The organism is Methylocapsa sp. S129 (assembly GCF_009765995.1).
Lineage (GTDB): Bacteria > Pseudomonadota > Alphaproteobacteria > Rhizobiales > Beijerinckiaceae > Roseiarcus.
The window spans coordinates 148,924-173,802 of sequence record NZ_LMUI01000042.1 but is presented as its reverse complement, the minus strand read 5'-3'; the positions used below and the strand labels follow the sequence as shown (position 1 = coordinate 173,802).

Sequence of the window (24,879 nt, the reverse complement as noted above, 5' to 3'; positions counted from 1 at the left end):
TTGCCGCTCGGGCGGCGAAACCCTGGGGATTGCCAAATGCTTATCCGCGCCGGCTATGACATTGCCTTTCAATGCCCCGCGCAGATTTCGATGCTGCTGCAGCTCAATGTCCATCCCTCGCGCGTCGGCGACCTGCGCTCGCCCGATGTCGTCCAATCCGATCCCAATCTGGCCATGGGCGCCTATCTCGATCATTTCGGCAATCGGGTCACCCGCGTCGACGTCCCGCCCGGCCTTGTCACATTTTCTAACCGCTTCATCATTCATGATTCCGGCCAGCCCGATGAAGCGCCCGCCGATAATCTGTTGACCCCGATCGCGCGCTTGCCTGACGAAGTGCTCGTCTTCCTGATTTCGAGCCGCTATTGCGACAGCGACAATCTCACCAATTTCGCCTGGTCGATGTTTGGCGGGCTGACGGGCGGCTATCAGCGCGTGCAGGCGATTTGCGACTTCGTTCATTCGAAAATCCGGTTCAGCTATCCCGACGCACGCCCCACTCGCTGCGCCAGCGATTCCCTGCGCGAGGGGATTGGCGTGTGCCGCGATTTCGCCCATCTTGCGGTCGCGCTGTGCCGTTGCATGAATATTCCAGCCCGCTATTGCACGGGTTATCTCGGCGATATCGGCGTGCCGATCGATCCCGCGCCGATGGATTTCAGCGCCTGGTTCGAAGTATTTCTCGATGGACGCTGGTATACGTTCGACGCGCGCCACAATCATGCCCGCATTGGCCGCATCGTCATGGCGCGCGGGCGCGACGCCGCCGATGTGGCGATCTCAACGGCGTTCGGAATCGCCAATCTCATGCGCTTCGAAGTGGTGACGGTGGAGGAGGCTACTGCGGCCTGAAGAACCCGTCGAGGCGCCGTCGGCGCCAGTCTTAACGAGGCGCCTCGCACGCTCCCGCGAACAGGCGCGTTGCCTGGACCTTTCAAATCGGGCAAAAGGCGAGCCTTCGAAACAACCTCAACGGTCCGGGCGATCCCATTCATGACCAAACCCCTGCGCGTGGGAATTGCCGGCCTCGGCGTCGTCGGCGCGAGCCTCGTCAGATTGTTGCAGCGTCAGCGCGGCGCGCTGACCAGCCGCACCGGGCGCGAGATTGTCGTGACCGGGGTTTCGGCGCGCGACCGGGCGCGCGATCGCGGCATCGATCTGAATGGCGCGGCGTTTTTCGACGATCCCGCCGCGCTCGCCGTCTCGGATCAAATCGACCTCTTCGTCGAGCTGATCGGCGGCGCGGATGGACCGGCCTATGCCGCGTCAAAGGCGGCGCTGCGGCGCGGCGCGCCGGTCGTCACCGCCAATAAGGCGATGATCGCCAAGCATGGGTTGGAGCTGGCGGCGTTGGCGGAGGAAAAGGGCGTCGCCCTCAGTTTCGAGGCTTCGAGCGCCGGCGGCATTCCGATCGTCAAGGCGTTGCGCGAGGCGCTCGCGGGCAATTCGGTGCGCCGCGTCTTCGGCATCCTCAACGGCACCTGCAATTACATCCTGTCGCGGATGGAGGTGGAAGGGCTGTCGTTCGAGGAATGCCTCGCGGACGCGCAGCGCCTTGGCTATGCCGAAGCGGACCCGACCTTCGACATCGGCGGCTTTGACACCGCTCACAAGCTCGCGATCCTTGCCTCGCTCGCCTTCGGGACGAAGATCGACGCCGAGGCGATCCATATCGAAGGCATCGAGGCGATCAGCCTGACCGATCTGGCCGCGGCCGATGAACTTGGCTATCGCATCAAGCTCCTGGGGGTCGCCGAGCGCACCGCGCGCGGCGTCGAGCAGCGCGTGCACCCGACCATGGTCGCCAAATCCTCGGCGATCGCCCAGGTCATGGGCGTCCTCAACGCTGTCACGATCGATGGCGACGCGGTCGGCGAATTGACGCTGATCGGGCCGGGCGCGGGCGGCGACGCGACGGCTTCGGCGGTCGCCGCCGACATCGCCGATATCGCGCGCGGCATTGTCGCGCCGGCTTTCGGCCGGCCTGTCGCCTTGCTCGAAGAGGGCGAACGGATTCCCGTGCAGCGCCACGAGGGCGGCTATTACATCCGGCTGTCCGTCGAGGACCGGCCCGGCGCCATGGCGGCGATCGCCACGCGGATGGGCGAGAGGAAAATCTCGCTGGAAGCGATCATGCAGAAGGGGCGGCCCGCCAAAGACGCCGCCTCCGCCGCGCCGGTGCCGGTCGTGCTGATCACCCATGCGACGAGCGAGACGGCGATCCGCGAGGCGCTCGATCTGGCGCTCGCCGACGGCTTCCTGACGCAGAAGCCGCAGGTCATCCGCATCGAGCGGGAGTGAGAAGCCAGGCGGCGGATCCGGCTTTCGTCAAGATTTTGTCCGGCGCCGTGAGCGGCTTCGTCCAACCAAGCCCACGCCTCCTTGCCGCGCTGGATCTGCGGCGCAGAGAGAGCTTGTCCGTTTGGCGTCGCCTCTCGAAAGAGCGCCAAGCCAAATTGACCTGCGGCCGTCCGCAGCCAATCTCAAAATCGTAGGCGTGAGAGGGTTTTGCGGCAACCGTTCGGCGTGCGCCGCCGACTGAGGCCAATCAGGCGCTTGTCGGTCCGGTGGCCGCGTCGACATAAAATACGACGCTTTGCGCGAGATAGGCGCCTGTCGAATCCTGAGCCTTCAAATAATAGGCCCCCGCGGGCATGCCGGCCGGCAGCGGCATCGTCACCGAGGCGCCGCCGCTGGCGTCGATGCCGCCGCCGTCGAACGGCTTGCCGCTGGTCTGATTGACGAACACGATCCGGGAGCTTGGCGGCAGGTTCGCGTAAGTCGCGAACACATTGGCGCCGGAAATGCTTGTAAAGGCGATGATAGGACTGTCGCTCATCGTGCAACGATACATGTTTCGGCAGGTGGGTTCAACAGCATCCGGTCGCTTCGTTCAACTCAGGCCTCCGCGTGCGTCGCTTCGTGCCCGCAGCTCTCGCAGAGCCCCTCGATCTCGACGACCTGACGCTGCGTCACGAAGCCCGCCTTAGCGGCGGTCGCCTGCAACAGCTTGTCAAAACTCGCGTTTTCGATTTCGTCGGTGCGGCCGCAGCGCTCGCAGATCAGCAGGATGCCGTGATGATCATGGCCCAGATGCTCGCAGGGCGCATAGGCGTTGCGGCTTTCCACCTTATGCAGAAAGCCGTTCTCCAGAAAGAACTCCAGGGTGCGATAGACCGTCGGGGGCGCCACCGCCTTATGCTGTTCGCGCGACAATTCCTCTATGATCGCATAGGCCCCCAAAGGCGCCGGCGCCTGCGCGACGATCGCCAGGATCTGGCGGCGCAACGGGGTGAGGTGCAAGCCTTTGACCGCGCAGGATTGTTCGACCTGCACCGCCCAATGGCTCTTCCAGTCCTTATGAATATCGGCGTTCATATCGTCCCACCCATGCCTTCTTCATAGCACAAGCCGCCGTCGCGCGCCTGTTCGCCGAGCGTCGCGCTTGCGCTCTGCAATGTTATAATATAACAATCCTTCATCGCCCGCGCCACCCGGCCGATACATTGCGATTGGAGGTTTAAATATGCCTAAGTCAGCTCTGCTTACCCTTTGCCTTATTTCATTTGGCGCTCTTTCGGCGCCCGCTTTGGCCGATTCGGTCAAAGTCGTCGCCGCGGAAAATTTCTACGGCGATATCGCGACCCAGATCGGCGGCGACAATGTCGCGGTGACCAGCATCCTGTCCAACCCGGACGACGATCCGCATCTGTTCGAAGCCAGCGCTTCGACCGCCAAGGCGCTCGCCGACGCCAAAATCGTCATCGTCAACGGCGTCGATTACGATCCCTGGATGGAAAAGCTCCTGAGCGCCAACAAGGCGCCCGGCCGGCGCGAAATATTGGTCGCCGCCCTCGCGCATAAGAAGACGGGCGACAATCCGCATCTGTGGTATAATCCCGCCACGGTCAAGGCTGTGGGAAATACATTGAGCGTCGATCTGGCCATCGCCGACCCGGCCCATCGCAGCGACTACCAAAAGGCCGGCGCCGCCTTCGCCGCCTCGCTCGACCCGCTGGAGGCCAAGATCGCCGAAATGCACAAGAAATATGCGGGCCAGCCGGTCACGGCCTCAGAGCCGGTTTTCGGCTATATGGCCGAACTGATCGGCCTGAAAGTGCATAATGAAGCCTTCGCGCTCGCCGTCATGAACAATACCGAGCCGAGCGCCTCGCAAGTCGCCGGTTTCGAGGACGATCTCAAAGGTCATAAAGTGAAGGTCATGCTCTACAACGCCCAGGCCAGCGAGCCCGCCGTCCAGCGCCTCGTGCAAATGGCGAAAGACGAGAAAATCCCTGTCGTCGGCGTTTCCGAAACCGAGCCCGCCGGCGCCAATTACCAGCAATGGATGGCCAACCAGCTCGACGCGCTCGATAAGGCGCTTGCCGGCGGGGCTTCGTGAGCGCGCTTTCCTTCGATCAAGTCTCGATCAAGCTCGGCGGCCGGACTATTCTGGCCGCCGTTAGTTTTGCGGTCGAGAACGGCGAATTCATCGGCATGCTCGGCGCCAATGGCGCGGGCAAGACGACCCTGATGCGCGCCGCGCTTGGGCTCGTTCCGCTCAGCGGCGGCGCGATCCGCATTCTCGGCCAGCCGACCACCCGCGGCAATGGCGCGATCGGCTATATGCCGCAGGCGCGCGGCAGTTTCGTCGGAACGCGCCTGACCGGCTACGACATCGTCGCCTCGGCGGCGGGCGGCGCCGGCTGGGGCCTGCCACGGCTCGACGCGGCGACGCGGCGGGAGATCGACTGGGCGCTCGATATGGTCGGCGCCCGCGATCTCGCGCGCCGGTCGCTTGGCGAAATTTCCGGCGGCGAACGCCAGCGCCTGCTGCTGTCGCAGGCCTTGCTCGGGCGCCCCAAACTCCTGCTGCTTGACGAGCCGCTGATCAGCCTTGACCCCGGTCATCAGAAAAGCGTCGTCGAAATCGTCAAGCGGCTGCGCGATGAATTGAAGATCGCGATCATTTTCAGCGCGCATGAACTGAACCCGCTGATCCACGCGATCGACCGCGTGCTTTATCTCGGCGCCGGCAAAGCGGTGCTCGGCGCCGTCGACGAGGTCATCACCGGGGCCGTCCTGTCGCGGCTTTACGGCACGGAGATCGAAGTGGTGCGCATCAGGGACCGCGTGTTCGTGATGGCGGGCGATATCGATGTCGAGCGCGACGCCCATCGCCATGACCATGATGAGGATGGCGGTCATCATCACGACCATGGCCATCACGACCACGACGACGCCCATGTTTGATTATGATTTCATGCGCACGGCCTTCGCCGCCGCCGGCATCGTCGCCGTACTCTCGGGGATCGTCGGTTTCTTCCTGGTGTTGCGCGGCCAGACTTTCGCCGGCCATGCTCTGTCGCATGTCGGCTTCACCGGCGCGACCGGCGCGGTGCTGTTTGGTCTGCCGCCGCTCGCCGGCCTTGTCGGCTTCACCTTGCTGGCGGGCTTTGGCATGGGCCTGCTTGGCGAAAAGTTCAGCGAGCGCGATGTCGCGATCGGCATGATGCTGTCGCTGGCGCTGGGCCTGGGGCTTCTGTTCCTGCATTTCTTCACGTCCTATGCGTCGCAGGCGGCGGCTTTGCTGTTTGGCAATGTGCTCGGCGTCGACAATCAGGCTTTGCTGTCGCTGGCGATCCTGGCGGTCATCAGCCTCGTCGCGCTCGGCTTCATCGCGCGGCCGCTGATCTTCGCCTCGCTGCAAAGCGAACTCGCCGAAGCCAGGGGCGTGCCGCTGCGCTTCGTTTCGACCGCCTTCCTGATGATCGTCGCGATCGCCGTTTCCGAATGCGCGCAGATTGTCGGCGTGCTGCTGGTGTTCACGTTGATGGTCGGCCCAGCCGCCGCGGCGCTATCGTTCACGCGCCGCCTCTACGCCGCCGTCGCACTTTCCGCCGCGCTGGCGCTGCTCGAGGCCTGGGGCGGCCTGACGCTCGCCTTCTATTCCGACTGGCCGGTCAGCTTCTGGATCACCGCGCTGTCAGGGCTGGTGTATTTTGCGAGCCTGGTGAATTGGGGCGGGATAGGGCGGGGAGCGGCGACGCCGGCTTAGCTTTCGCGCCGCGACTCGTGCTAAGTCGGGCTCAATGACCCCCCAGAAACTTATTCGCAAACGGCAGCCAACGCGCGCCCCTTCCCCCCTTGCGGGGGAAGGTGGCCTTCGCTTTAGCGAAGGTCGCGGACGAATGCTTTGCATTCGCCGTGGGATGAGGGGTGTCGAGCGAAGCGAGACGGCTTCCTTGATCACAGTTGCAAAGCCGTCGCGCTTCGCGCGACCACCCCTCATCCCACGGCGAATGCGAAGCATTCGTCCGGATGCTTCGCACGGCGCCTCCCCCCGCAAGGGGCAGGGCTGTCCGGGGAAACGAAATGGGTTGTGGCGCCGGGCGGCGTTGCAACCTCCAGGCGTCATGCCCGGCCTTGTGCCGGGCATCCACGCCGTGCCGGGGGCGCCAACCTTGAGAGTTTCTTGCGACGGCGCCGCGTGGATGGCCGGGACAAGCCCGGCCATGACGACCACAGGTTGTACAATTATAAAATCCTCCCGCTCTCCGTGCAGGCTTGAGTTTCCCCGGACAGCCCCCCGCAAGGGGGGAAGGGGTTGAGCTTCTTCCTCGACGTCGAGCGCTCCGTTCTCGGCCGCCCCTGGCGCGCCCGGCTTAACAACGCGGGCGAAGCGCAGGCGCTGGCGATCGGGCAGGTCAGCGGGCAATCGGACCTGATGGCGCGGGTGCTGGCGGGGCGGGGCGTCAAGCTCGAAGAGGTCGCGCTTTATCTCGATCCCACTTTACGCGATCTGATGCCCGATCCCTTCACTTTGCGCGACATGGAGCCGGCGACCGCGCGGCTCGCGCTCGCGGTCAAGCGCGGCGAGAAAATCGCGGTGTTTGGCGATTATGACGTCGATGGCGCGACCAGCGCCGCTTTGCTCGCGCAATATCTCAACGACTGCGGCTGCGAGACGATCGTTCACATCCCGGACCGCGTGATCGAAGGCTATGGGCCGAACGTGGAAGCGATGCGCGCCTTCGCGGCGCAGGGCGCGAAGCTTGTCGTCACCGTCGATTGCGGCGCCGTCAGTCATGAGCCCTTCGCCGAAGCGCGGCGGCTCGGCCTCGACGTGATTGTGTTCGACCATCATCAGGCGCCCGAATTGCTGCCCGACGCTTTGGCGCTCGTCGACCCCAACCGGCAGGACGATCTGTCGGGCCTTGGCTATCTCTGCGCCGCCGGCGTCGTTTATATGGCGCTGGTCGCGCTCAATCGCGCCTTGCGCGAGGCCGGCTTCTGGAACGGCCGCGCGGCGCCCGATCTCATCGCGGCGCTCGATCTGGTGGCGCTGGGCACGGTCGCCGATGTCGTGCCGCTGACTGGCCTCAACCGCGCCTTTGTCGTCAAGGGATTGAGCGTGATGCGCGCGCGCCGCCGCCCCGGCCTGGCGGCTCTGCTCGATGTCGCAGGCGCCGACGGGCCGCCGCGCCCCTATCACCTCGGCTTTCTCCTTGGCCCACGCATCAACGCGGGCGGGCGCATCGGCGATTCCGGGCTTGGCGTCAAACTGCTGATGACGCGCGACGATCTGGAGGCGCGCGGCCTTGCCGCCGAACTCGATCGGCTCAATCGCGCACGCCAGCAGATCGAGATCGCGATGCTGGAATCGGCCGAAGCGGAAGCTCTGTTGGCGCTGGGGCTCGAAGAGCGCGGCGCCTGCGTGGTCGTCGCGGGCGAGGGCTGGCGGCCCGGCATTGTCGGCATTGTCGCGGCGCGCCTGAAAGAGCGCTTCAACCGGCCTGCTTTCGTGCTCGCCCTGAATGGCGCCGAGGCGACGGGCTCGGGCCGTTCGATCGCCGGCGTCGATCTTGGCCGCGTCGTGCGCGCCGCGGTCGAGGCGGGCGTGATCGTCAAGGGCGGCGGCCATGCGATGGCGGCGGGCGTGACGCTGGCGCGCGATCGCCTCGGCGATTTTCGCGCCTTCATGGAGGAGCGGCTCGCCGCGGGCGTCGGCGAGGCGCAGGCCAACGCCAGCCTTGAGATCGACAGCGCCTTGACGGCGAGCGCCGCGACGCCGGCGCTGGTCCATTCGATCGAGCGGGCGGGGCCCTACGGCGCCGGCAATCCCGAGCCGGTTTTTGTGCTGCCGCGCCATCGCCTCGTCGATGTCGTGGCGGTCGGCGCCGATCACTTGCGCGTCCGCGCCGCTTCCGGCGACAACCAGACGATCGAAGCGATCGCCTTCCGCGCCGCCAACAATCCGCTCGGCGAGGCGTTGAAGCGCCTGCGCGGTTCAGCCGTGCATCTGGCCGGCGCGCTGACGATCAATCGCTACGGGGGGCGCGAGAAGGCGCAGTTGCGGTTGCTGGATGCGGCGGTGGTGGAGCGGTAGAGCGGGATGTTCGATCGTGCAAAAGCCCATCGTCATTGCGAGCGGAGCGAAGCAATCCAGAGGTCGTGCCGCTTGCTGATTTTACGCTCCCGCGGAGGCGCACGGAGCGTCGCGGAATCTGTGTTGAAGATCCGCAATTCCAGTGGCGTCTAACCGGCCACCGTTACGACCTCTGGATTGCTTCGCTCCGCTCGCAATGACGGGGACCGATTCTATCAAGACCATCTGACGCTCGATCCCCAGGTGGGATGACCGGATTCGACTCATGCCGCACTCTCCGCCAAAGCAAAGGCGCGAAACGCCCGCCTTCATATTCGCGACAAAATGGGTGTGATAGGGATAACGACTTCATTGGGAGTGAGACCATGGGTATTGGAAAATTGATCGAGGAAGTCGGCGGAGCCGTAGCCGCCGAGCAGGCCGCTGAAGCCGTCGACCCGAACGCCGGCATTCTCGCCAAGGGCGCGGCCGCGGTCGCCGGATTCATGGGCGCGGCCAAGCTGTCCGACACGCTTGAAGCCCATGCCGACGCCAAACGGGACGGGAGCCAAGACGCGGCCCAGGACGCTGCGGACGCGAGTCCGAACGACGCGAGCCCAGAGCCGAAGTAACATCCCGATCGGCCGCGCTTACGCGGCTCGGTGTTTCCAACCCCGGCGGAGCGATCCGCCGGGCGGTTTTTGCGTTGGCGCGCTGCTGCGTAGCTATCCGCCTATTCCTGCTCAATTGGCCCCAGCGGCTTCCAGCGCGGGGCGCGGCGGTATGGGACATCTCCATCGATCGGCTTTCGGGGAATGGCCTGGCCCGCGACCGCGATCACGCCCGCTCGCAACGCCGAATTCGGTTCAGAGACCCAACCCTGGATTCTCCTAACGGGGAGCGCCGTCAAACCAAGATCGCTGTAAGCGGCGGCGTTTCTGAAGCCGGGAGCGTCCGCCGACGCCCTATGGACGTGGCGATGACGCGTGACGTTTCAGGGGGCCATCAAGGCGCCGCGACCCATCGCATCCACGCGAGAAACCCATCGCAAAATTTCGCTGGTTATTCCAGGGCGCCGCCTTTCATATCTGGCCGCCGTCTCTCGAATCGGCGTCCGAAGCTTGACGCGCGGACCGAATCTCCCTCTCGCCGGAGTTTTGTATGCCCGACCGCCGGACGACGCATGGTCTGGGCATTGCGCTCTATCTCATCGCGATCTTCTTTTTCGCGGTCAACGACGCCCTGGGCAAATGGCTGGTCGCCGACTACGGCGTCGGCCAGTTGCTGATGCTGCGCTCGGTCGGTTCGGCGTTCGTGCTGGCGCCGATGATCTGGCGCATTGGCGCCAGCCTCACGGACACAAACCATCTCGGGCTGCAGACCTTACGCATTCTGTGCATGGCGCTCGACACGTTCTGTTTCTATTACGCGACGCGAACGATGCCGCTCGCCGACGTCATGACTTTTTACATGGCGGCGCCGCTGATCATCACGGCATTGTCGGTCCCGCTGCTCGGAGAAAAAGTGGAATCGTTCCGCTGGGTTGCGGTCGCAGTCGGTTTCGTCGGCGTCGTGATCGCGCTGCAGCCGTCGCGCGCGATGCTGTCCTCGGCATCGCCGCTTGCGCTTCTCGGCGCCGTGATGTTTGGGCTGAGCCAGACGGTGACGCGCAAGCTGCGCGACGTGCATTGGCTGCATCTCGTCGTCTGGCAATTCGTCGGCGCCGGATTGATCGGCGCGGCGACACTGCCGTGGGCCTGGGTGACGCCGACCTGGCTCGATCTCGGCCTGCTGTTCCTGCTCGGCATCGTCGCGATGCTATGCTTCGTCTGCTTGACGCGCGCGCTGGCGATGACGCCGACCGGCGTGCTGGCGCCGTTCCAATATACGATGCTGCTTTGGGCGACGATCATGGGATGGGTCGTCTGGCGAGATGCGCCAAGCCCGCCGATCCTGATCGGCAGCGCGATCATCATCGGCAGCGGATTATTCGTGATCTACCGCGACCGCGAGCCAAGCGTCGCCGTGCCCGAATAAGGCGCGGCGCAGGATCAAACGCGGCGCGCGATGCGCTTGAATGGGCCTGCCGCCGCGGGCGTCAGGATGCTTGCGCAGCCTCGACCGCGATGACATGCGGAGAGGTCTCGTGCCAGTGCGCCGTCACCCGCTGGCCGGGCGCGAAGTCGGCCGCGTGCTCGCTCGGCATATCGGCCCAAAGTCCTGCATGGTCCGGGAGCTCCGGCAACCGCAACCGCACCCGCGTGAGAGAGCCCAGGAACGTCGCCTCCTGCACATCGGCGGCCAGCGCCCCCGGCGGCACATGGCCGTTCATCCGCTGCAGCCGCACATGTTCCGGCCGCAAGAACATCTCGACCGAGCGGCCCGACTGATGCGCGACGGCGGCGTCGGCCGGCAATATGGTCCCGTTCGACATGCGAACGGCGGCCCCTTCCGCGACGCCCGGCAGGATGCCGGCGAGCCCGATGAACCGCGCGACGAAGGCGTCCGCCGGCTGGCGATAGATGACGGAAGGCGTCGCCACCTGCAGCAGCTTGCCGCCATTCATCACAGCGACCCGGTCCGAAATCGACAGCGCCTCCTCCTGGTCGTGCGTGACCAGCACCGTGGTCACCTTCGTCTCGCGCTGGATGCGGCGGATTTCCTCGCGTAACTGCAAGCGGACTTTGGCGTCCAGCGCCGACAGCGGCTCGTCGAGCAGCAGCACGTCCGGCCGGACTGCGAGCGCGCGCGCCAGCGCGACGCGCTGCTGCTGCCCGCCTGACATCTGGTGCGGATATTTGTCGCGATGCTGCGCGAGACCGACAAGGTCGAGCAACTCGCCCGCGCGCTTGACCTGCTCGGTCTTCGCCTGGCCGGCGACGCGGGGGCCGAACCGGACGTTATCGAGCGCCGTCATGTTGGGAAACAGACTATAAGCCTGGAACACCATGCCCATTTTGCGCGCCGCTGGCGGCAGCGCGGTGACGTCGCGGCCGCCGACATGCACCGTGCCGGTGTCGGGCGTGATGAAGCCGGCGATGATACGGAGCAGCGTGGTCTTGCCGCAGCCGCTCGGGCCGAGCAGGCAGATCAGCTCCGCCTCGCCCATGTCGAGGTCCAGGCTGGCCAGCACCGTACGGCCCTGGTAGCTCTTGCTGACGCCGCGCGCTTCGACGGTGGCCATTAGCGGGCTCCTCCCAATTGTGCATTGCCGCGCCCGACCATCAACACGCCGAGCATGGCGCCCCAGGTGATCAGGAAACTCAGCGTCGATAGCGCCGCCGCCTCGGTCGGCGCGTTTTGCCCGACCTCGTTGATCAGCACCGCGAAAGTGTGGAACAGCAGCACATTGGCGAAGGTGAATTCGCCCATCACCACGGCAAAGCTCAGCAACATGCTGCCGATCAGCGCCGGCCGCAGACTCGGCAGCACCACCATGCGAATGATCTGGCCGAGGCTGGCCCCGAGGCTCTGCCCGGCCTCGGTCAGCGTCGTCAGGTCGATCGCCCTTATGCCGACGTCGATCGCCCGGTAGGCGTAGGGCAGCGCGAGGAAGAAATATGGGATCGTCAGATAGAAAGGCGTGCCGATCAGCCAGTCCGGTCCGGTGAACAGCACCGACAATCCGGCGACCAGCGCGATGGCCGGAACGACAAACGGCAGCGCCGCGATGAACTCGAACACCGGCCGCAGCTTGGGCGCATAGAGGTGCATGAAAATCATCGCCGGCGCCAGCAGCAGCACGATCGCCGCGCATGTCGCCAGTCCGAGTTCAATCGACACGATTAGGCTCGGCAGCAGATTGGGCCGCGCCAGCAGCGAGCGATAGGCGTCGAATCCGTAATTGCCGTGGCCTTGCCACAGGCTGAAGCTGACCGTCATCAGCAGCGGCACGATGAAATAGAGGCCGGCGAGCCCTAGCACTGTCCAGCCAGCGAGTCCGAAGCGGCGCATGGTTTCAGCCTCGCCCTATTTGTGCCAGCGGCTGGCGCGACGGGAGAACGCGGCGCTGATCACCAGCACCCCGACCATCACCACGATCATGCCGACAGCGAGCGCGGCTCCGGTCTGCGGGCTGCTGGAGACGTCGCCCGACAGCACGTTGGCGATCTCGGTGGTCAATAGCGCGATATTCCCCGAGGTCAGCGCATAGGCGGTCGCATAGGCCGAGAATGCCGAGCCGAACAGCAGGATGAACGCTGAGATCAGCGATGGCAGCAGCACCGGCAGGCCGATCATCCGCCAGTACTGGCCAGAGGTGGCGCCCAGATTTTCCGATGATTCCCGCCATTCCGTGCGTAGCGCCAACAGCGCCGGCGTGATGATGATGACCATCAGCGGAATCTGGAAATAGGCATAGACGATGGTCAGGCCGGTCATCGAGAACAGGCTGAACCCTAGCCCGTAGATGTCGACGCCGAGGCTCCGCAGGCCTTGCGTCAGCATGCCGAGCGTGCCGAGCGTCGAGACAAAGGCGAACGCCAGCGGCACGCCAGCGAAATTGGCGGCGACGGCGCTGAAACTGGTCACCGCCGAGCGCAGCGTGATGGGCATGGCCGGACTGATCACGAAATAGGCGATCAGGCCGCCGGCGACGACGCCGATGGCGGCTGACGCGATCGACAGCACGATCGAGTTGCGGAACGCGACGACGATATTGTCGCCGCCGAGCGCCTCCAGATATTTCAGCGTGAACCCGTGATCGTCGGTCACCGACTGCACGGCGAGCATCACCGTCGGCGCCGCCATGAACAGGGCGGCGAGGGCGATGAAGAGGCCGATCACGCTATACGGCAGGATAAGCCCCGCGACGCCTTGCGACGCGGGCCGTTTATGCACGACGCCGTCGCGCCGCAGGGGCGTCGTCGCGGCCTGGCTCATCCGCCGAGCTTCACAACCTTGGGCCACATGTCCGCCAACACGGTCTTGGCCGCCGTGCTTTGCGCCTCGCTGGCGAACTTCACACCCTTATAGGCGTCCGCCGACGGCAGCTTGGCCATCAGCTCGGCCGGGATCTTGCCGGCGGCCAGCATCGCGGTGAAGCGGATCGGATGCGCGTAGCCTTTGAGGAAGCCGAGCTGGCCCTCGTCGCTATACAAATATTCCATCCACAGCTTGGCGGCGTTCGGGTGCGGGGCGTAGACGCTGATCGCCTGGCAGTAGAAATTGCCGTACGGCGGCGCGCCGTCCGGAAGCAGCACCTCGATCTCCGCCTTGCCGGCGGCGCCGTCGCGGATGGCGAGGTTCAGGTAGTCCCACTTGATGGCGATCGGCGTCTGGCCGGTCACCACCGTGCCCGTGTCGCATTTGACCGGGTTGAAATTGCCGGCGCCGTTCAGCTTGCCGAAGAAATCGATGCCCGGCGCGATATTGTCGAACGAGCCGCCATTGGCCAGCGCCGCCGCATAGACCGAGCCGAACGCCTCGCCGGCTTTCAGCGGGCTGCCGCCGATCGCCACCATGCCCTTGTATTCGGGTTTCAGCAGGTCGGCCCAGGTGCGCGGCACGTTCTTGACCACCGCCTTGTTCACCGCGAACGAAGTGACGCCGAAATAGTCGCCGTACCAAAGCCCGGACGGATCCTTCAGGTCATCGGGAATCTCGTTCCAGGTCGCCACCTTGTAGTTTTGAAACAGCTTCTCGGCTGCGCCTGTGACGGCAAAGCTCGGACCGACATCGACGGAGTCTGGGGCGCGGCTCTGCGTCTTCAGGCTGCGGATCGCCTGCAATTCCTCGGCCGAGGTGCCGTCCGGATTGGCGTCGTCGATGGCGATGCCGTAGCGCGAACTGAAAGTGTCCATCAACTCGCCGTAGTCCGCCCAGTCGCGCGGCAGCGTGATGACGTTGAGCTTGCCTTCCTTTTTCGCGGCGTCAACGAGCGCGGCCGGGAGCGTCGCATCCGCGGCGAAGGCTCTGCGCGCGGTCAACGTCCCGCCTAACAAGCTCGCGCCGGACAACCCAAGTCCAGCCCGCAATACCGTCCGGCGATCGAGTGACATGCGCCCACGCCTCATTTCTTGCTGATGATGGGCGGTCTATAGCCGTGCTGTATGACACTTCGACTACAGTTCCCCGAGGCTTCGGCGCCGCCACGCCGAGGCATTGTCCGCCAGCACCCCGGCGAGAGCGCTTTTCTGAGCGCGCACTCTGATTTCCAACTTGCGGAACGGGGTCCGGCTCGCTGTGGCTTGGCGGGAGGAACTCGCGTCATTCAATTGGATGACGCGGACAACTATCCCCTCACATCGGCACTTTGGTTCCGTTCCGGCCGACAACGATCCGCTTGGCCTCATAGGCGCCGTTCGCAGTCTGGCTCGAACCGAAAATGTCGACCGACGCGCCAGGTTTCAGGTCGGCGAGCTCGCCCGGCGCGAAAGTGACGATGGGCGTCGCCTTGTCGACCGTCACAATCTGCTCGCCGCCTTTATAGGTGAGCGTCAGTTTCGGGCCCGAGACCGTATCCACCGCCGCGGTAATATTGGCGTTGGTCATCGTGCTGCCCGGCGCCAGGTCGAAGGGGCGGAAGCCTTCGCCGGTGCCGCGCGCCGCCTCAGGGAAAATATGCACTTCCATCGCCGCCAATGTCCCGTCGGCGGCCGGCATGGCGGCGGCGCCGACGAAAACGCCCGGCTTGATGTCCGATAGCTGCGCCGGAATCACCGCGTCGATCCTCTGCTGGTCGGCCAGATGCAAGGCGATCGCCTCGCCGGACCGTGTTTTCACGATGACATTCGCGCCGTCGACGCTGACGATCGCGCCGCGGATGATGCCGGGGCGCGGGGTCTGCGCGACGGCGGGCGCGTTCGCTGCAATAAGCGCCATCGCAGCGGCGAGATAGACGATCGAACGCATGGGCGCCTCCTGATTGATTTCGCGGGAGACTAGCGATTTTTCCCAGTCATGCGACAAACATTCCCGTGAGCGGCGATCGAGAGGCGCCTCAGTAAGGCACGCCTTTCGCCGCGCGCTGGGCGGCGAGCGCCTGCGCATACCATTCGAATTCGTCGAGCATGCGCGCGGCCGCTCTGTCGATCCAGGGCTCGTTCGTCCGGCCGTCTTCGGAAAGCGCGCTGTGGATCGACGGGATCGACAACACCGAGGGCACGCTCGACATGCCCATTTCGGCGAGCACCGTTCGCAGCGTCACCGCGGCGCGCACGCCGCCGTAACGCCCGGCCGAATAGGAGATGATCGCAGACGGGCGCCAGAAATATTCCTCGAGAAAATGATCGAGCAAGTTCTTCAGGGCGGGGGGAACGGATTGATTATATTCCGCCGTGACGATGACAAAGCCGTCGGCGCGCCGATAGAGCGCGGCAAGCTCCTGCATGATGGCTGGCGCCGTTCCCGCGGGAAATTCCTTGAACATGCGGTCGAGCATGGGCAGCGGCTTCTCCAGCGGATCGACCAGAATCGGCTCGTGACCGCGCTGCTCCAGCAGCCGCACAATAAAGCGCGCCGCCTTAATGCCCTCGCGCTCCGCCCGCACCGACCCCAGAAGGACGGGAATCACAAGGCCCATGGTCTTCTCTCCGCGAATGGTTCAGCGTTTCTGACCCGTTGGCGCCACAACATGCGCCAGAGTTATACGTCGCGGCCCTTGACAGAAAGCTCGATCGGTCCGATCATTTGTATACAAACAATATTCCGACCCTAAGCGCATCGCGGAGCGCCTGTTGTATGCTCGCCCTTCAGAATTGAACGACACGCTGGCGCTTATCGCCGCGCCCGGCGCGCGCCCGCTGACGGGACGCGTTGTCGATACGATCACGCTTACAGGGCAGGGAGGCGGCGATGCTTGATACCCCCGACAAGATCGACGACAAAATCCGCTGCGACGCCTGTCCGGTCAATTGCTACATCAAGCCCGGCATGACCGGCGCCTGCGACCGCTACGCCAATCATGACGGCGAACTCGTGCGGGTCGATCCGCATGTCCTGCTGGAGCGCATCGTCAGCGAGGGCGGCCAGATCGTGCCTTTCCTCGACCGGCCCCGCGAATGGAGCGGCGACATCGTCAACGGGCCGAGCCCGGTGATCACCGCGATCGGCGCCGGCACCACCTATCCCGATTATAAGCCGGCGCCGTTCATCGTCTCCAGCAAGGTCGACGGCGTCGATATGGTGACGGTGGTCACCGAGGGCATCTATTCCTATTGCGGCGTCAAGGTGAAGATCGACACGGATCGGCATCTGGGCGCCGAATGCGCGATCGTGCGCGCCCAGGGCGAGCCGGTCGGCCATGTCACGACGGGCGAATATGGCTCGCAAATGCTGTCGCTCGGCGGCGTCAACCACCTCACCCATGGCGGCAAGAAAGAAGGCCGCGTCACCTGCGAAACCCTGCTCGACCTCTGCAACGGCAAGGCCGTCGAGCTCACGGTCGACGGCGGCGTCAGCGTCGTGGTCCAGGCCGGCAGGCCGCCCATCATCAACGGCCAGACCGAAGAGCGGATGCGGGTCGGCTGCGGCTCGGCGACGATCGGCATGTTCGCCAAGCAATGGTATGGCAAGGTCGATGAAGTCGTCGTCGTCGACGATCACATCACCGGCGTCCTTTCCGAACATCAAGCCGGCAAAGTGCTGGGCGCGCGCGACACCGGCGTCAAGATCAAGGGGCGGCGCTCGACGCCGGGGCGCTATTTTCATGTCGCCGAGCCGGGATCGGGCTGGGGCGGCGCGGCGATCACCGATCCCCTCGACATTCTGGGCCCCTTCAACCCGAAGGAAGCGTGGCCGGGCCTGACCATGCTGATGGTCTCGACTACGGGCGAACAGCACGCCTATTACGAACTCGATGCCGATCTGCGCCCCGTCAAGACGGCGCTGCCGGAAGCTTTGGTCGAATCCGTCGAGCGCATCCGCGAAAACTGTGAACCCGCGCTTTGTTCGGTGTTGTTCATGGGCGGGGCGGGCGGCTCGCTGCGCGCCGGCGTCACCGAAAATCCCGTGCGGCTGACGCGCTCCGTGCGGCAGGCGCTGACAACGGTGACGGCGGGCGGCGCGCCGGTCATCGTCTGGCCGGGCGGCGGCATCACCTTCATGGTCGATGTGACGCTGCTGCCGGAAAACGCCTTCGGCTATGTGCCGACCCCGGCTTTGGTCGCGCCGATCGAATTCACGATGAGGCTCGACGATTATGCGGCGCTCGGCGGCCATGTCGATCATATCCGGCCAGTTGAGGACGTTGTCGCCGATCGTGCGGTCCGGCTCGGCAACGGGAAGCAGCCGTGAGACAGCCGCCGCAACATCGGCGATTGAGCGATGGACGCCTGCATCTGCATGACGGCCCGATCGATCTCATCATCGAGGCGTTCGGCGCCGAGGCGGAGATCGTGCGCGCCTATGCGGCGGCGCAGGCGCGGTTCGCCACATTGCTCGACGAGCTTTGCGCGGAATTGCCTTTGCTGCGCGCGCCGGCGACGGCGGCTTCGCCGCGCCCGAACGGACGCGTCGCGCAGCGCATGGCCGATGCGGTTGCGCCTTTTGAGTCCGCTCACTTCATCACGCCGATGGCTGCCGTCGCCGGCTCTGTCGCTGAGGAAATTCTCGAAGCGATGACGAAGGCCGCTTTGTTGAGCCGCGCTTACGTCAACAATGGCGGCGACATCGCGCTGCATCTTCTGCCAGATGAGACGTTTCGTGTAGGCATGATCGATCGCCCGGACCGTCCCGGCGCCTTCGGGCGCGCGGAAATCGAGGGCGACAGCCCCGTGCGCGGCGTTGCAACATCGGGCCGGCATGGCCGCTCGTTCTCGCTGGGCATCGCCGACGCGGTCACCGTGCTCGCCGCCAGCGCCTCGAAGGCCGACGCCGCCGCGACGCTGATCGCCAATGCCGTCGACCTGCCGGGCCATCCCCTCATTCGCCGCGCGCCCGCCAGCGACTTCGATCCGCAAAGCGATCTTGGCGAGCGGCTCGTCACACGGGACGTGGGGGAGCTGAGCGCTGATGAAGTTAACGACGCGCTGGCGCGAGGCTGGCGCGAGGCGGAGCGATTGCGGCGGGCAGGCCATATTGTCGCCGCGGCGCTGCATCTCCAGAGCGAAACGCGGGTATGCGGCGAACTTTCGACATTTCCCTCCGTCATTGCGAGCGGAGCGAAGCAATCCAGAGATCGTGACGGCGGCTTTTTAGCTACGCCGGATGCAGTCGCGAGTTTGCTCAGTCCGCATGCGAGTTCAATCATTCCCGACGATCTGCTCCGCAATGAAAATGCAAATCAGCAACCGTCACGACCTCTGGATTGCTTCGCTCCGCTCGCAATGACGGTTGGCGAACCGCCCCAAATAAGGATCCCTCCCCATGCCCGCCGTTGAAATCCGCAAGCGCATCCTCACCGTCGAGGACATCTTCCACGAAGGTGGCCCCCGGGCCGACGCGCCCTATCGGCGCGCGGCCATCCTGTCGGTGATCAAAAACCCGTTCGCGGGGCGCTATGTCGAGGATATCGTCGGCTTCTCCGACGATTTGAAACCGCTCGGCCTCGCGATGGCGCAGGCTTTGATCGTCGCGTTAGGGGGCGATCCCAAAGCGATTCAAGGCTATGGCAAAGGCGCGATCGTCGGCTCTGCTGGCGAGATCGAGCATGGCGCGCTGTGGCATGTGCCGGGCGGCTATGCGATGCGCGAGGCGCTCGGCGGCGCCAAAGCGATCGTGCCTTCGGCCAAGAAGGTCGCGGGCGTCGGCGCCCGGCTCGACGTGCCGATCACCCATATCGACGCCTCCTATGTGCGCAGCCATTTCGACGGTATCGAGGTTGGCGTCGTCGACGGCCCGCGCGCGGATGAGATCGTGCTGGTTCTCGCGATGACGACGGGGGCGCGGGTCCACAACCGCGCCGGCGGCCTGAAAGCCTCCGAGATCAAGGGACAGGACGGACTCCGATGAAGGCGAACATTCGCAAGATCGTCACTTTCGTCGAGGAGACGCTGAGCGAAATGGGCCGCCCGGTAGAGCCGCCGACCCGTCGCGCCGCCGCCGTCGCGGTGATCGAAAATCCTTACGCCGGTCAATATGTCGAAGATCTCTCCGGCCTGATCGACATTGGCGAGGAGCTCGGCGCTTTGCTGACGGCGCGCGCCGTCGCCGCGCTCGGCATTCCCGGCGCTGAGGCGCAGAGTTATGGCAAGGCGGCGGCGGTCGGCGAGAACGGCGAACTCGAACATGCCGCGGCGATCCTTCATCCCAAGCTTGGCGCGCCCGTGCGCAAGGCGCTTGGCAAAGGCGCGGCGCTGATCCCTTCGTCGAAAAAGCGCGGCGGCCCGGGCGTCGCGCTCGACGTGCCGCTCGGCCACAAGGACGCCGCCTTCGTGCGCAGCCATTTCGACGGCATGGAAGTGCGTATCGCCGATGCGCCGCGCGCCAATGAAATCGTCGTCGCGGTCGCGATCACCGATTCCGGACGCCCGCATCCGCGCGTCGGCGGCTTGAAACATACCGAGATCAAGGGCGAGGACGGCCTGCGATGACCGCTGCGCAAAAGCGCCAGCAAAGCGTTGACGCCGCCTATATTCTCGACGACCAGGTCGGCTTCATCCTGCGCCAGGCGCAGCAGCGGCACACCAATATTTTCGCCTCGCTGATGATCGAGGAGCTGACGCCGACGCAATGGGCGGTCCTGGCCAAGCTGAGGGAATGCGGCCCCTGCTCGCAAAACCTGCTCGGCCGCCAGACCGCGATGGATGCGGCGACGGTCAAAGGCGTGATCGACCGCCTGACCAAGCGCGGCGTCACCGCCACCACTTCGGACCCAGTCGATGGCCGGCGGCTGCTAGTCGCGCTGACGCCGGAGGGCGAAGCGGTTTATGCGCGCGCTAAGCCAATGGCCGAACGCATCACCGCTGCGACGCTGGAGCCGCTGAGCGAGACGGAGCGGGAGGCGCTCGTCGGCCTGCTGAGGCGGCTGGCTTAGGGCGCGCCGCCTTGCGAGCCCATGACCGCGAAAGCGGTTCGTCTAAAAATCGCCAAACCGCCAGTCCGTGCGCTCCAGCGCCATATCAATGAAAGTTCGCACCTTCGCTGAGAGCAGCCGGGCGGCTGGATACACCAACTGGATCGGCGGGGCGGGCGGTTCGAATTGTCTCAGGACGATTTTCAATTGTCCGTCATGCAGTTCTTGGGCGACCTGGTAAGCGAAGACCATGGCGAGGCCGCCACCCAGCCGCGCATGGAAAATCGCAGCGTCGGCGCTATTGGTCAAATAATGCGGAACAATCGTCGTTCGCTCGTCCTGCCCGCCGCGCACGAAGCGCCAATCGTTCGATCCGCCAAGACCGGTAAATTGTATGATCTTGTGCGAGGCGAGCTCGCGCGGGTCGGTCGGCTCGCCATTCTCTTCGATATAGCCCGGCGCGGCGATCACCACGCGCCTCGTCTCGCCGATCGGGCGGGCGATCAGGCTGGAATCGGGGAGGTTTCCGATGCGCACCGCCAGATCGACGCCATCCTCGACCAAATTGGCCATGCGATCAGACAGGCGAAGTTCGCCGACGACTTCGGGATAGAGTTTGAGATAGGCGCCCATCAATGGCGCGACATGCATTCGACCGAAGACAAGCGGCGCCGAGACGACAAATCGCCCCACCGGCGTTCCTCGTTCCGCCTGCGCCGCGCCGTCGGCCTCTTCGAGATCAGCCAATATCCGCCGCGCCCGCTCCAGATAGCGCGCGCCGGCGTCGGTCAGGGTCACCGAACGCGTCGTGCGTTGAAGAAGGCGAAGGCCGAGCCTGTCCTCCAGAGCCGCGACAAGACGGGTGACCGCCGAAGCCGACAGGCCCAGTTTGCGGGCGCCCGCGGCAAAACCTTTGAGATCGGCGACGGCGACGAAGGCGGACAGGCTGTCGAAACGGTCCATATGATTATTGCTTCATACGCAATGATGAACTGTCAATAGGGAGCATTATTTTCGACAGTGATAGGGATCATATGGACTGTGCAAGAAAGCTTTCTGTGCTTCGACTCCGCAATCGACGCCAGATCCGGAGACATTCTATGCCGCGCCCGCCTTTGCCCCCATTCACCGCCGAAACCGCCGCGCAAAAAGCCCGCATGGCGGAGGACGCCTGGAACAGCGGCGACGCCGCCCGCGTCGCGCTGGCCTACACAGAAGACAGCCAATGGCGAAACCGGGCCGAGTTCATTCGCGGCCGCGCGGAAATCGAAGCTTTTCTGCGCCGCAAATGGGCGCGCGAACTCGACTACCGGCTCATCAAGGAAGTCTGGGCGTTTCACGACAACCGCATCGCCGTTCGCTTCGCCTACGAATGGCGCGACGACAGCGGCCATTGGTTTCGCTCCTATGGCAACGAGAACTGGGAGTTTGACGCCGAGGGTCTGATGCGCCTGCGCATCGCCAGCATCAACGATCTGCCGATCGCCGAGGCGGACCGCAAATATCATTGGCCGCTCGGCCGGCGGCCCGACGATCATCCCGGCCTCATCGAACTCGGGCTGTGACGTAGCGGAAGAAACATTGCCGTCATTGCGAGCGGAGCGAAGCAATCCAGAGGTCGAGACAACGCCCAATGGGACTCCGCCGTCGGACCGCTGAGAACAATTGGGCAAATTTCACGACCCCTGGATTGCTTCGCTCCGCTCGCAATGACGAACTAGGAACATTCCATGTCTGAGCCTCTCACCTATGCCAGCGACATCGCCTTCACGCCAGCCGTGAAGGCGATCCAGAGCGCCAAGGGATCGCGCTCGGCTTATGCGCATATGGAAGAGGGCGGCGGGTGGCGGACCGAGATCGACGCGGATATCGCCGCTTTCATCGGGGCGCAGACCAGCGTGTTTCTGGCCACCGCCAATGCGCAGGGCCAGCCCTATATCCAGCATCGCGGCGGGCCGCCCGGTTTCCTGCGCGTGCTTGATGAGAAGACGCTCGCCTTCGCGGACTTTCGCGGCAACCGGCAGTTCATTACGCTCGGCAATCTCGCCGAAAACGCCAAGGCCTATCTGTTCCTGATCGATTATGCGCGCCGGCAGCGCATCAAAATTTGGGGAGAAGCGCGCGTCGTCGCCGACGATCCGGCGCTGCTCGAGGCGCTGCGGTCGAAGAATTACAAGGCCGTGCCCGAACAGGCGATCCTGTTTAAGGTCGCCGCCTGGGACGCCAATTGCCCGCAGCATATCCCGCAACGTTTCGAAGCCGCCGACGTCGCCGCGGCGCTCGCCGAGCGGGATGATCGGATCGCGGCGCTCGAAGCGGAGCTTGGGCGGCTACGCGAAGAGCGCGCCGCCACACCTGGATGACATTGGCTGTCGCAGGGCGGCGGCTTTTTGTAGACGCGGTCGCTGACCGCGTTCAGCGCGCAAGCGCTTTATTTGCAATTGCTTGCGGCTACGGAAAGAGCCGCGGTCAGCGACCGCGGCTACAAGTCTGCTAACCCTGTCCGATCGCCAGCATGACGATCCGGAACAAGACGAGGCCACCGGCGACGATGAGATAGAGGCGCAGGACGCCCATCCAGGTCTTGGCGGCGAGCGACAGTTTGGCCGGCGCAAGCTGATGGAGCGGCGGCATGCGCCAGGTGTCGCGCGACAAAGCCGCCGCGTCGTTGGTCTCGGCCTTCTTAGCGACCTTCGCATCGCCGCTCAGCGCTATGATCACCAGCGCGACGATGGCGCCAGCGATGCTGCCGCCGACAAGAATGTCGAGAATGACCTGCTCGTTCGTGGCGTCCGGGAACAGCACCGACGCCGTCAGGACGATCGACAGAACCACCAGCGCGGCGATGACGGCGCCCGTGAAATAATTCAGCCAGCGCGCGTTCACCCAGGGGCCGAGCACGGGCTTGTCGTTGCACAGCAGCAACAGGAACACCGTCGCGCTCGGCAGCAGGACGCCCGCGAGCGTCTGCACCGCCAAAGTCAGCAGTCCAAGCGGCGAGCCCGGGGTCAGGACGACGGCGGCGGCGATCGCGATCAGCACGAAATAGACGGCGTAAAAGCCCTTCGCATCGGTGACTTTCCGATGCAACGAATGGCGCGCCGAAAATACGTCGCCGATCGCATAGGCGGTCGACAGCGAGACCGCCGCCGCGCCGATCAAAGCGGCGTCGATCAGCGCGATGGCGAACATCACGCCAGCCGCCTTGCCGACATATTTCTCAATACCGGCGGCGATTCCGCCCGCGTCGGTGAAATTGCCGAACTCGGTCTGACCCGCAAAGGTCGCCGCCGTGAAGGCCATGATGGCGACGCCGCCGATGATGACAAGCGCGATGCCGATCCACAGGTCGAGGCGTTCATAGCGGATGAAACGCGGGGTGATGCGCTTGTCGATGACATAGCTCTGTTGGAAGAAAAGCTGCCAGGGCGCGACCGTCGTGCCGACGATGCCGATGACGAGCAGCATCACATCGCTCAGCTTGCCGCCGACGGGCATTTGCGGAACGACGAAATCATGCGCGACCTGGGCAAGCGGCGGATGGACCATGAAATAGATCGGCACGAGCAGGAAGCTCGCGGCGACGAGGACCATCGAGAAACGCTCGAAGCGCCGGAAGTCGCCGGTGCTGGCCGCGATCATGACAAGGCCTGCGGCGACAATGACGCCAATGGTCTTGTCGAGTCCGAGATAATCAAGCGCGAGCGCGATGCCGATGAATTCGGTGACGATCGTCAGAGCGTTGAGCAGGAACAGGTCGATGACGCTGAACGCGCCCCAGAACTTGCCGAAACGCTCGAAGATGAGACGCGCATGGCCGACGCCGGTTACGGCGCCCAGGCGCAGCACCATCTCTTGATTGACGTAGAGAACCGGGATCAGCAGCGCCAGCGTCCACAGCAGCGTGGTGCCATAGTTCTGGCCGGCCTGGCCATAGGTCGCAAAGGCGCCCGCGTCATTGTCGCCAACCATGACGATGAGGCCTGGACCGAGGATGGCGAGAAGCGTCGTGATCCGATGCTTCCAGGTTTTGCGCGGCGCGATGTCGCCGTGAAGGATGGTTCCGAAGGCGCCGGTGATGTGACCGATATGCGCGTCGTCGAGGACGGCGGTGACCGGCTCGGCGATATTGGCTTTGATGCTCATGGCTTGTCTCCTTCGCCGGTCCGCGAAGAAGGGAAAGCCATCGCCGTCAATCGGCGGGGCTTTCCTTTCGTCGCAAAAACGGCTGGTTGAAAAAGTCGTGGGTGAGGATGTTCGAATTGGAACCCGCCGAGGCGTCGGGGACGCGGTCGGCGGGTCTACTAGGGCCGTCGTTCAATGGGGTCTCCTTCTCTTACGCAGCCAGCAGCAACAGAACGCCGAACGTCCAGAGCAGCTTTGAGCCGCCTTTGAGACCGGCTTCGCTGCCGACCTTGACAATGGCGTCGACGGGATCCGGGACGACAATGACGAGGCTGGGGCTGTGATGGGTGGGGGATGGCGGAACGGGGCGCCGGGCGGATGCGCCCGGAGCAACATTGCGTTGATGGATGGCTTCGAGAACGTCGTCGAGCGCGGCGGGGGCGACGGGCGTGGTGATTTTTGCGTGCATGGTCATGGCTCATCTCCTTTGCCT

Annotated in this window: 25 protein-coding genes and 1 pseudogene; 15 read left to right on the top strand and 11 right to left on the bottom strand. The window is 64.7% G+C overall.

Annotated features, from left to right (window positions below; genetic code table 11):
• Window positions 1–36 precede the first annotated feature (36 nt).
• Together GSQ90_RS21410 and GSQ90_RS21405 are read left to right on the top strand one after the other, a co-directional pair.
• Window positions 37–852 carry a transglutaminase family protein gene (locus GSQ90_RS21410; protein WP_158816921.1) on the top strand — a complete coding sequence of 272 codons (816 nt, stop codon included), beginning with the start codon at window positions 37–39 and terminating at the stop codon, window positions 850–852.
• Between the two features lie 141 nt (window positions 853–993).
• Window positions 994–2,301 (top strand): homoserine dehydrogenase, encoded by a 1,308-nt coding sequence (locus tag GSQ90_RS21405; protein ID WP_158816920.1) that lies wholly within the window; start codon window positions 994–996, stop codon window positions 2,299–2,301.
• Window positions 2,302–2,548: 247 nt separating this feature from the next.
• Here the strand turns inward: GSQ90_RS21405 and GSQ90_RS21400 are convergent, their stop codons facing one another.
• Together GSQ90_RS21400 and GSQ90_RS21395 are read right to left on the bottom strand one after the other, a co-directional pair.
• A complete protein-coding gene (locus GSQ90_RS21400; RefSeq protein WP_158816919.1) occupies window positions 2,549–2,839 on the bottom strand; it encodes a hypothetical protein in 291 nt (96 codons plus the stop codon).
• A gap of 59 nt (window positions 2,840–2,898) precedes the next feature.
• On the bottom strand, window positions 2,899–3,378 hold the full coding sequence (locus GSQ90_RS21395; protein WP_158816918.1) for a Fur family transcriptional regulator: 480 nt from the start codon (window positions 3,376–3,378) through the stop codon (window positions 2,899–2,901).
• A 148-nt stretch (window positions 3,379–3,526) separates the two neighbouring features.
• Here GSQ90_RS21395 and GSQ90_RS21390 point away from each other — a divergent pair, with 148 nt between their 5' ends.
• From GSQ90_RS21390 to GSQ90_RS21365, 6 genes are all read left to right on the top strand, one after another.
• Window positions 3,527–4,402 carry a metal ABC transporter solute-binding protein, Zn/Mn family gene (locus GSQ90_RS21390; RefSeq protein ID WP_158816917.1) on the top strand — a complete coding sequence of 292 codons (876 nt, stop codon included), beginning with the start codon at window positions 3,527–3,529 and terminating at the stop codon, window positions 4,400–4,402.
• Window positions 4,399–5,253 (top strand): metal ABC transporter ATP-binding protein, encoded by an 855-nt coding sequence (locus GSQ90_RS21385; protein WP_210254941.1) that lies wholly within the window; start codon window positions 4,399–4,401, stop codon window positions 5,251–5,253. The genes GSQ90_RS21390 and GSQ90_RS21385 overlap by 4 nt, the downstream gene beginning before the upstream one ends.
• Window positions 5,159–6,058 (top strand): metal ABC transporter permease, encoded by a 900-nt coding sequence (locus tag GSQ90_RS21380; RefSeq protein ID WP_210254940.1) that lies wholly within the window; start codon window positions 5,159–5,161, stop codon window positions 6,056–6,058. Before GSQ90_RS21385 ends, GSQ90_RS21380 begins: the two co-directional genes overlap by 95 nt.
• A 549-nt stretch (window positions 6,059–6,607) precedes the next feature.
• Window positions 6,608–8,389, top strand: a complete 1,782-nt coding sequence (gene recJ, locus GSQ90_RS21375; RefSeq protein WP_158816916.1) for a single-stranded-DNA-specific exonuclease RecJ — start codon at window positions 6,608–6,610, stop codon at window positions 8,387–8,389.
• Window positions 8,390–8,754: 365 nt separating this feature from the next.
• Window positions 8,755–9,000, top strand: a complete 246-nt coding sequence (locus GSQ90_RS21370; RefSeq protein WP_158816915.1) for a hypothetical protein — start codon at window positions 8,755–8,757, stop codon at window positions 8,998–9,000.
• Window positions 9,001–9,529: 529 nt separating this feature from the next.
• Complete coding sequence (locus tag GSQ90_RS21365; RefSeq protein WP_158816914.1) at window positions 9,530–10,405, top strand: DMT family transporter; 876 nt, start codon at window positions 9,530–9,532, stop codon at window positions 10,403–10,405.
• A 61-nt stretch (window positions 10,406–10,466) separates the two neighbouring features.
• Here GSQ90_RS21365 and GSQ90_RS21360 read toward each other — a convergent pair whose 3' ends face one another.
• From GSQ90_RS21360 to GSQ90_RS21335, 6 genes are all read right to left on the bottom strand, one after another.
• Window positions 10,467–11,552 carry an ABC transporter ATP-binding protein gene (locus tag GSQ90_RS21360; protein WP_158816913.1) on the bottom strand — a complete coding sequence of 362 codons (1,086 nt, stop codon included), beginning with the start codon at window positions 11,550–11,552 and terminating at the stop codon, window positions 10,467–10,469.
• On the bottom strand, window positions 11,552–12,322 hold the full coding sequence (locus tag GSQ90_RS21355) for an ABC transporter permease (RefSeq protein WP_158816912.1): 771 nt from the start codon (window positions 12,320–12,322) through the stop codon (window positions 11,552–11,554). Before GSQ90_RS21355 ends, GSQ90_RS21360 begins: the two co-directional genes overlap by 1 nt.
• Before the next feature lie 15 nt (window positions 12,323–12,337).
• A complete protein-coding gene (locus GSQ90_RS21350) occupies window positions 12,338–13,249 on the bottom strand; it encodes an ABC transporter permease subunit (RefSeq protein ID WP_246731704.1) in 912 nt (303 codons plus the stop codon).
• Entirely contained in the window at window positions 13,246–14,367 is a 1,122-nt protein-coding gene (locus GSQ90_RS21345; RefSeq protein WP_158816911.1) for an extracellular solute-binding protein, read from the bottom strand. The genes GSQ90_RS21350 and GSQ90_RS21345 overlap by 4 nt, the downstream gene beginning before the upstream one ends.
• 241 nt (window positions 14,368–14,608) lie before the next feature.
• Window positions 14,609–15,220 carry a DUF5666 domain-containing protein gene (locus tag GSQ90_RS21340; RefSeq protein WP_246731702.1) on the bottom strand — a complete coding sequence of 204 codons (612 nt, stop codon included), beginning with the start codon at window positions 15,218–15,220 and terminating at the stop codon, window positions 14,609–14,611.
• Between the two features lie 88 nt (window positions 15,221–15,308).
• Complete coding sequence (locus GSQ90_RS21335; RefSeq protein WP_158816910.1) at window positions 15,309–15,890, bottom strand: NADPH-dependent FMN reductase; 582 nt, start codon at window positions 15,888–15,890, stop codon at window positions 15,309–15,311.
• Between the two features lie 272 nt (window positions 15,891–16,162).
• Between GSQ90_RS21335 and GSQ90_RS21330 the strand changes: the two genes are divergently transcribed.
• The 5 genes and pseudogenes from GSQ90_RS21330 to GSQ90_RS21310 all read left to right on the top strand — a co-directional run bounded on the left by GSQ90_RS21330 (window position 16,163) and on the right by GSQ90_RS21310 (window position 20,282).
• Window positions 16,163–17,602, top strand: a complete 1,440-nt coding sequence (locus tag GSQ90_RS21330; RefSeq protein WP_158816909.1) for a 6-hydroxynicotinate reductase — start codon at window positions 16,163–16,165, stop codon at window positions 17,600–17,602.
• Window positions 17,599–18,453 (top strand): annotated as a pseudogene (locus GSQ90_RS21325) (UPF0280 family protein); the annotation flags it as partial. The gene GSQ90_RS21330 and the pseudogene GSQ90_RS21325, both read left to right, overlap by 4 nt.
• Before the next feature lie 220 nt (window positions 18,454–18,673).
• The gene (locus GSQ90_RS21320; RefSeq protein WP_158816907.1) at window positions 18,674–19,258 is read left to right on the top strand and encodes an amino acid synthesis family protein; all 585 of its coding nucleotides are present in this window, start codon (window positions 18,674–18,676) and stop codon (window positions 19,256–19,258) included.
• Window positions 19,255–19,839, top strand: coding sequence for an amino acid synthesis family protein (locus GSQ90_RS21315; protein ID WP_158816906.1), 585 nt, complete (start codon window positions 19,255–19,257; stop codon window positions 19,837–19,839). Before GSQ90_RS21320 ends, GSQ90_RS21315 begins: the two co-directional genes overlap by 4 nt.
• A complete protein-coding gene (locus tag GSQ90_RS21310; RefSeq protein WP_158816905.1) occupies window positions 19,836–20,282 on the top strand; it encodes a MarR family winged helix-turn-helix transcriptional regulator in 447 nt (148 codons plus the stop codon). Before GSQ90_RS21315 ends, GSQ90_RS21310 begins: the two co-directional genes overlap by 4 nt.
• Window positions 20,283–20,324: 42 nt before the next feature.
• On the opposite strand, the gene GSQ90_RS21305 is transcribed toward GSQ90_RS21310, so the two are convergent.
• Window positions 20,325–21,224: a LysR family transcriptional regulator gene (locus GSQ90_RS21305; RefSeq protein ID WP_158816904.1), complete on the bottom strand. Its 900-nt coding sequence runs from the start codon at window positions 21,222–21,224 to the stop codon at window positions 20,325–20,327.
• A gap of 137 nt (window positions 21,225–21,361) precedes the next feature.
• Here GSQ90_RS21305 and GSQ90_RS21300 point away from each other — a divergent pair, with 137 nt between their 5' ends.
• Both GSQ90_RS21300 and GSQ90_RS21295 read left to right on the top strand, forming a co-directional pair.
• Entirely contained in the window at window positions 21,362–21,826 is a 465-nt protein-coding gene (locus GSQ90_RS21300) for a nuclear transport factor 2 family protein (protein ID WP_158816903.1), read from the top strand.
• A 165-nt stretch (window positions 21,827–21,991) separates the two neighbouring features.
• Window positions 21,992–22,624, top strand: a complete 633-nt coding sequence (locus GSQ90_RS21295; RefSeq protein WP_158816902.1) for a pyridoxamine 5'-phosphate oxidase family protein — start codon at window positions 21,992–21,994, stop codon at window positions 22,622–22,624.
• 130 nt (window positions 22,625–22,754) lie between these two features.
• On the opposite strand, the gene GSQ90_RS21290 is transcribed toward GSQ90_RS21295, so the two are convergent.
• Window positions 22,755–24,407: an Nramp family divalent metal transporter gene (locus GSQ90_RS21290; protein ID WP_158816901.1), complete on the bottom strand. Its 1,653-nt coding sequence runs from the start codon at window positions 24,405–24,407 to the stop codon at window positions 22,755–22,757.
• A 190-nt stretch (window positions 24,408–24,597) separates the two neighbouring features.
• Window positions 24,598–24,861, bottom strand: a complete 264-nt coding sequence (locus GSQ90_RS21285) for a hypothetical protein (RefSeq protein ID WP_158816900.1) — start codon at window positions 24,859–24,861, stop codon at window positions 24,598–24,600.
• Between the last annotated feature and the right edge of the window lie 18 nt (window positions 24,862–24,879).

What these genes read in the sequence shown, in the direction of transcription:
- GSQ90_RS21355 (WP_158816912.1), bottom strand. Translation starts at nt 12,322, where the DNA reads ATGCGCCGCTTCGGACTCGCTGGCTGGACAGTGCTAGGGCTCGCCGGC.
- GSQ90_RS21320 (WP_158816907.1), top strand. Translation starts at nt 18,674, where the DNA reads ATGCCCGCCGTTGAAATCCGCAAGCGCATCCTCACCGTCGAGGACATC.
- GSQ90_RS21400 (WP_158816919.1), bottom strand. Translation starts at nt 2,839, where the DNA reads ATGAGCGACAGTCCTATCATCGCCTTTACAAGCATTTCCGGCGCCAAT.
- GSQ90_RS21410 (WP_158816921.1), top strand. Translation starts at nt 37, where the DNA reads ATGCTTATCCGCGCCGGCTATGACATTGCCTTTCAATGCCCCGCGCAG.
- GSQ90_RS21345 (WP_158816911.1), bottom strand. Translation starts at nt 14,367, where the DNA reads ATGTCACTCGATCGCCGGACGGTATTGCGGGCTGGACTTGGGTTGTCC.
- GSQ90_RS21405 (WP_158816920.1), top strand. Translation starts at nt 994, where the DNA reads ATGACCAAACCCCTGCGCGTGGGAATTGCCGGCCTCGGCGTCGTCGGC.
- GSQ90_RS21370 (WP_158816915.1), top strand. Translation starts at nt 8,755, where the DNA reads ATGGGTATTGGAAAATTGATCGAGGAAGTCGGCGGAGCCGTAGCCGCC.
- GSQ90_RS21300 (WP_158816903.1), top strand. Translation starts at nt 21,362, where the DNA reads ATGCCGCGCCCGCCTTTGCCCCCATTCACCGCCGAAACCGCCGCGCAA.
- GSQ90_RS21285 (WP_158816900.1), bottom strand. Translation starts at nt 24,861, where the DNA reads ATGACCATGCACGCAAAAATCACCACGCCCGTCGCCCCCGCCGCGCTC.
- GSQ90_RS21360 (WP_158816913.1), bottom strand. Translation starts at nt 11,552, where the DNA reads ATGGCCACCGTCGAAGCGCGCGGCGTCAGCAAGAGCTACCAGGGCCGT.
- GSQ90_RS21305 (WP_158816904.1), bottom strand. Translation starts at nt 21,224, where the DNA reads ATGGACCGTTTCGACAGCCTGTCCGCCTTCGTCGCCGTCGCCGATCTC.
- GSQ90_RS21395 (WP_158816918.1), bottom strand. Translation starts at nt 3,378, where the DNA reads ATGAACGCCGATATTCATAAGGACTGGAAGAGCCATTGGGCGGTGCAG.
- GSQ90_RS21290 (WP_158816901.1), bottom strand. Translation starts at nt 24,407, where the DNA reads ATGAGCATCAAAGCCAATATCGCCGAGCCGGTCACCGCCGTCCTCGAC.
- GSQ90_RS21350 (WP_246731704.1), bottom strand. Translation starts at nt 13,249, where the DNA reads ATGAGCCAGGCCGCGACGACGCCCCTGCGGCGCGACGGCGTCGTGCAT.
- GSQ90_RS21295 (WP_158816902.1), top strand. Translation starts at nt 21,992, where the DNA reads ATGTCTGAGCCTCTCACCTATGCCAGCGACATCGCCTTCACGCCAGCC.
- GSQ90_RS21315 (WP_158816906.1), top strand. Translation starts at nt 19,255, where the DNA reads ATGAAGGCGAACATTCGCAAGATCGTCACTTTCGTCGAGGAGACGCTG.
- GSQ90_RS21330 (WP_158816909.1), top strand. Translation starts at nt 16,163, where the DNA reads ATGCTTGATACCCCCGACAAGATCGACGACAAAATCCGCTGCGACGCC.
- GSQ90_RS21390 (WP_158816917.1), top strand. Translation starts at nt 3,527, where the DNA reads ATGCCTAAGTCAGCTCTGCTTACCCTTTGCCTTATTTCATTTGGCGCT.
- GSQ90_RS21335 (WP_158816910.1), bottom strand. Translation starts at nt 15,890, where the DNA reads ATGGGCCTTGTGATTCCCGTCCTTCTGGGGTCGGTGCGGGCGGAGCGC.
- GSQ90_RS21380 (WP_210254940.1), top strand. Translation starts at nt 5,159, where the DNA reads ATGTCGAGCGCGACGCCCATCGCCATGACCATGATGAGGATGGCGGTC.
- GSQ90_RS21365 (WP_158816914.1), top strand. Translation starts at nt 9,530, where the DNA reads ATGCCCGACCGCCGGACGACGCATGGTCTGGGCATTGCGCTCTATCTC.
- GSQ90_RS21310 (WP_158816905.1), top strand. Translation starts at nt 19,836, where the DNA reads ATGACCGCTGCGCAAAAGCGCCAGCAAAGCGTTGACGCCGCCTATATT.
- GSQ90_RS21340 (WP_246731702.1), bottom strand. Translation starts at nt 15,220, where the DNA reads ATGCGTTCGATCGTCTATCTCGCCGCTGCGATGGCGCTTATTGCAGCG.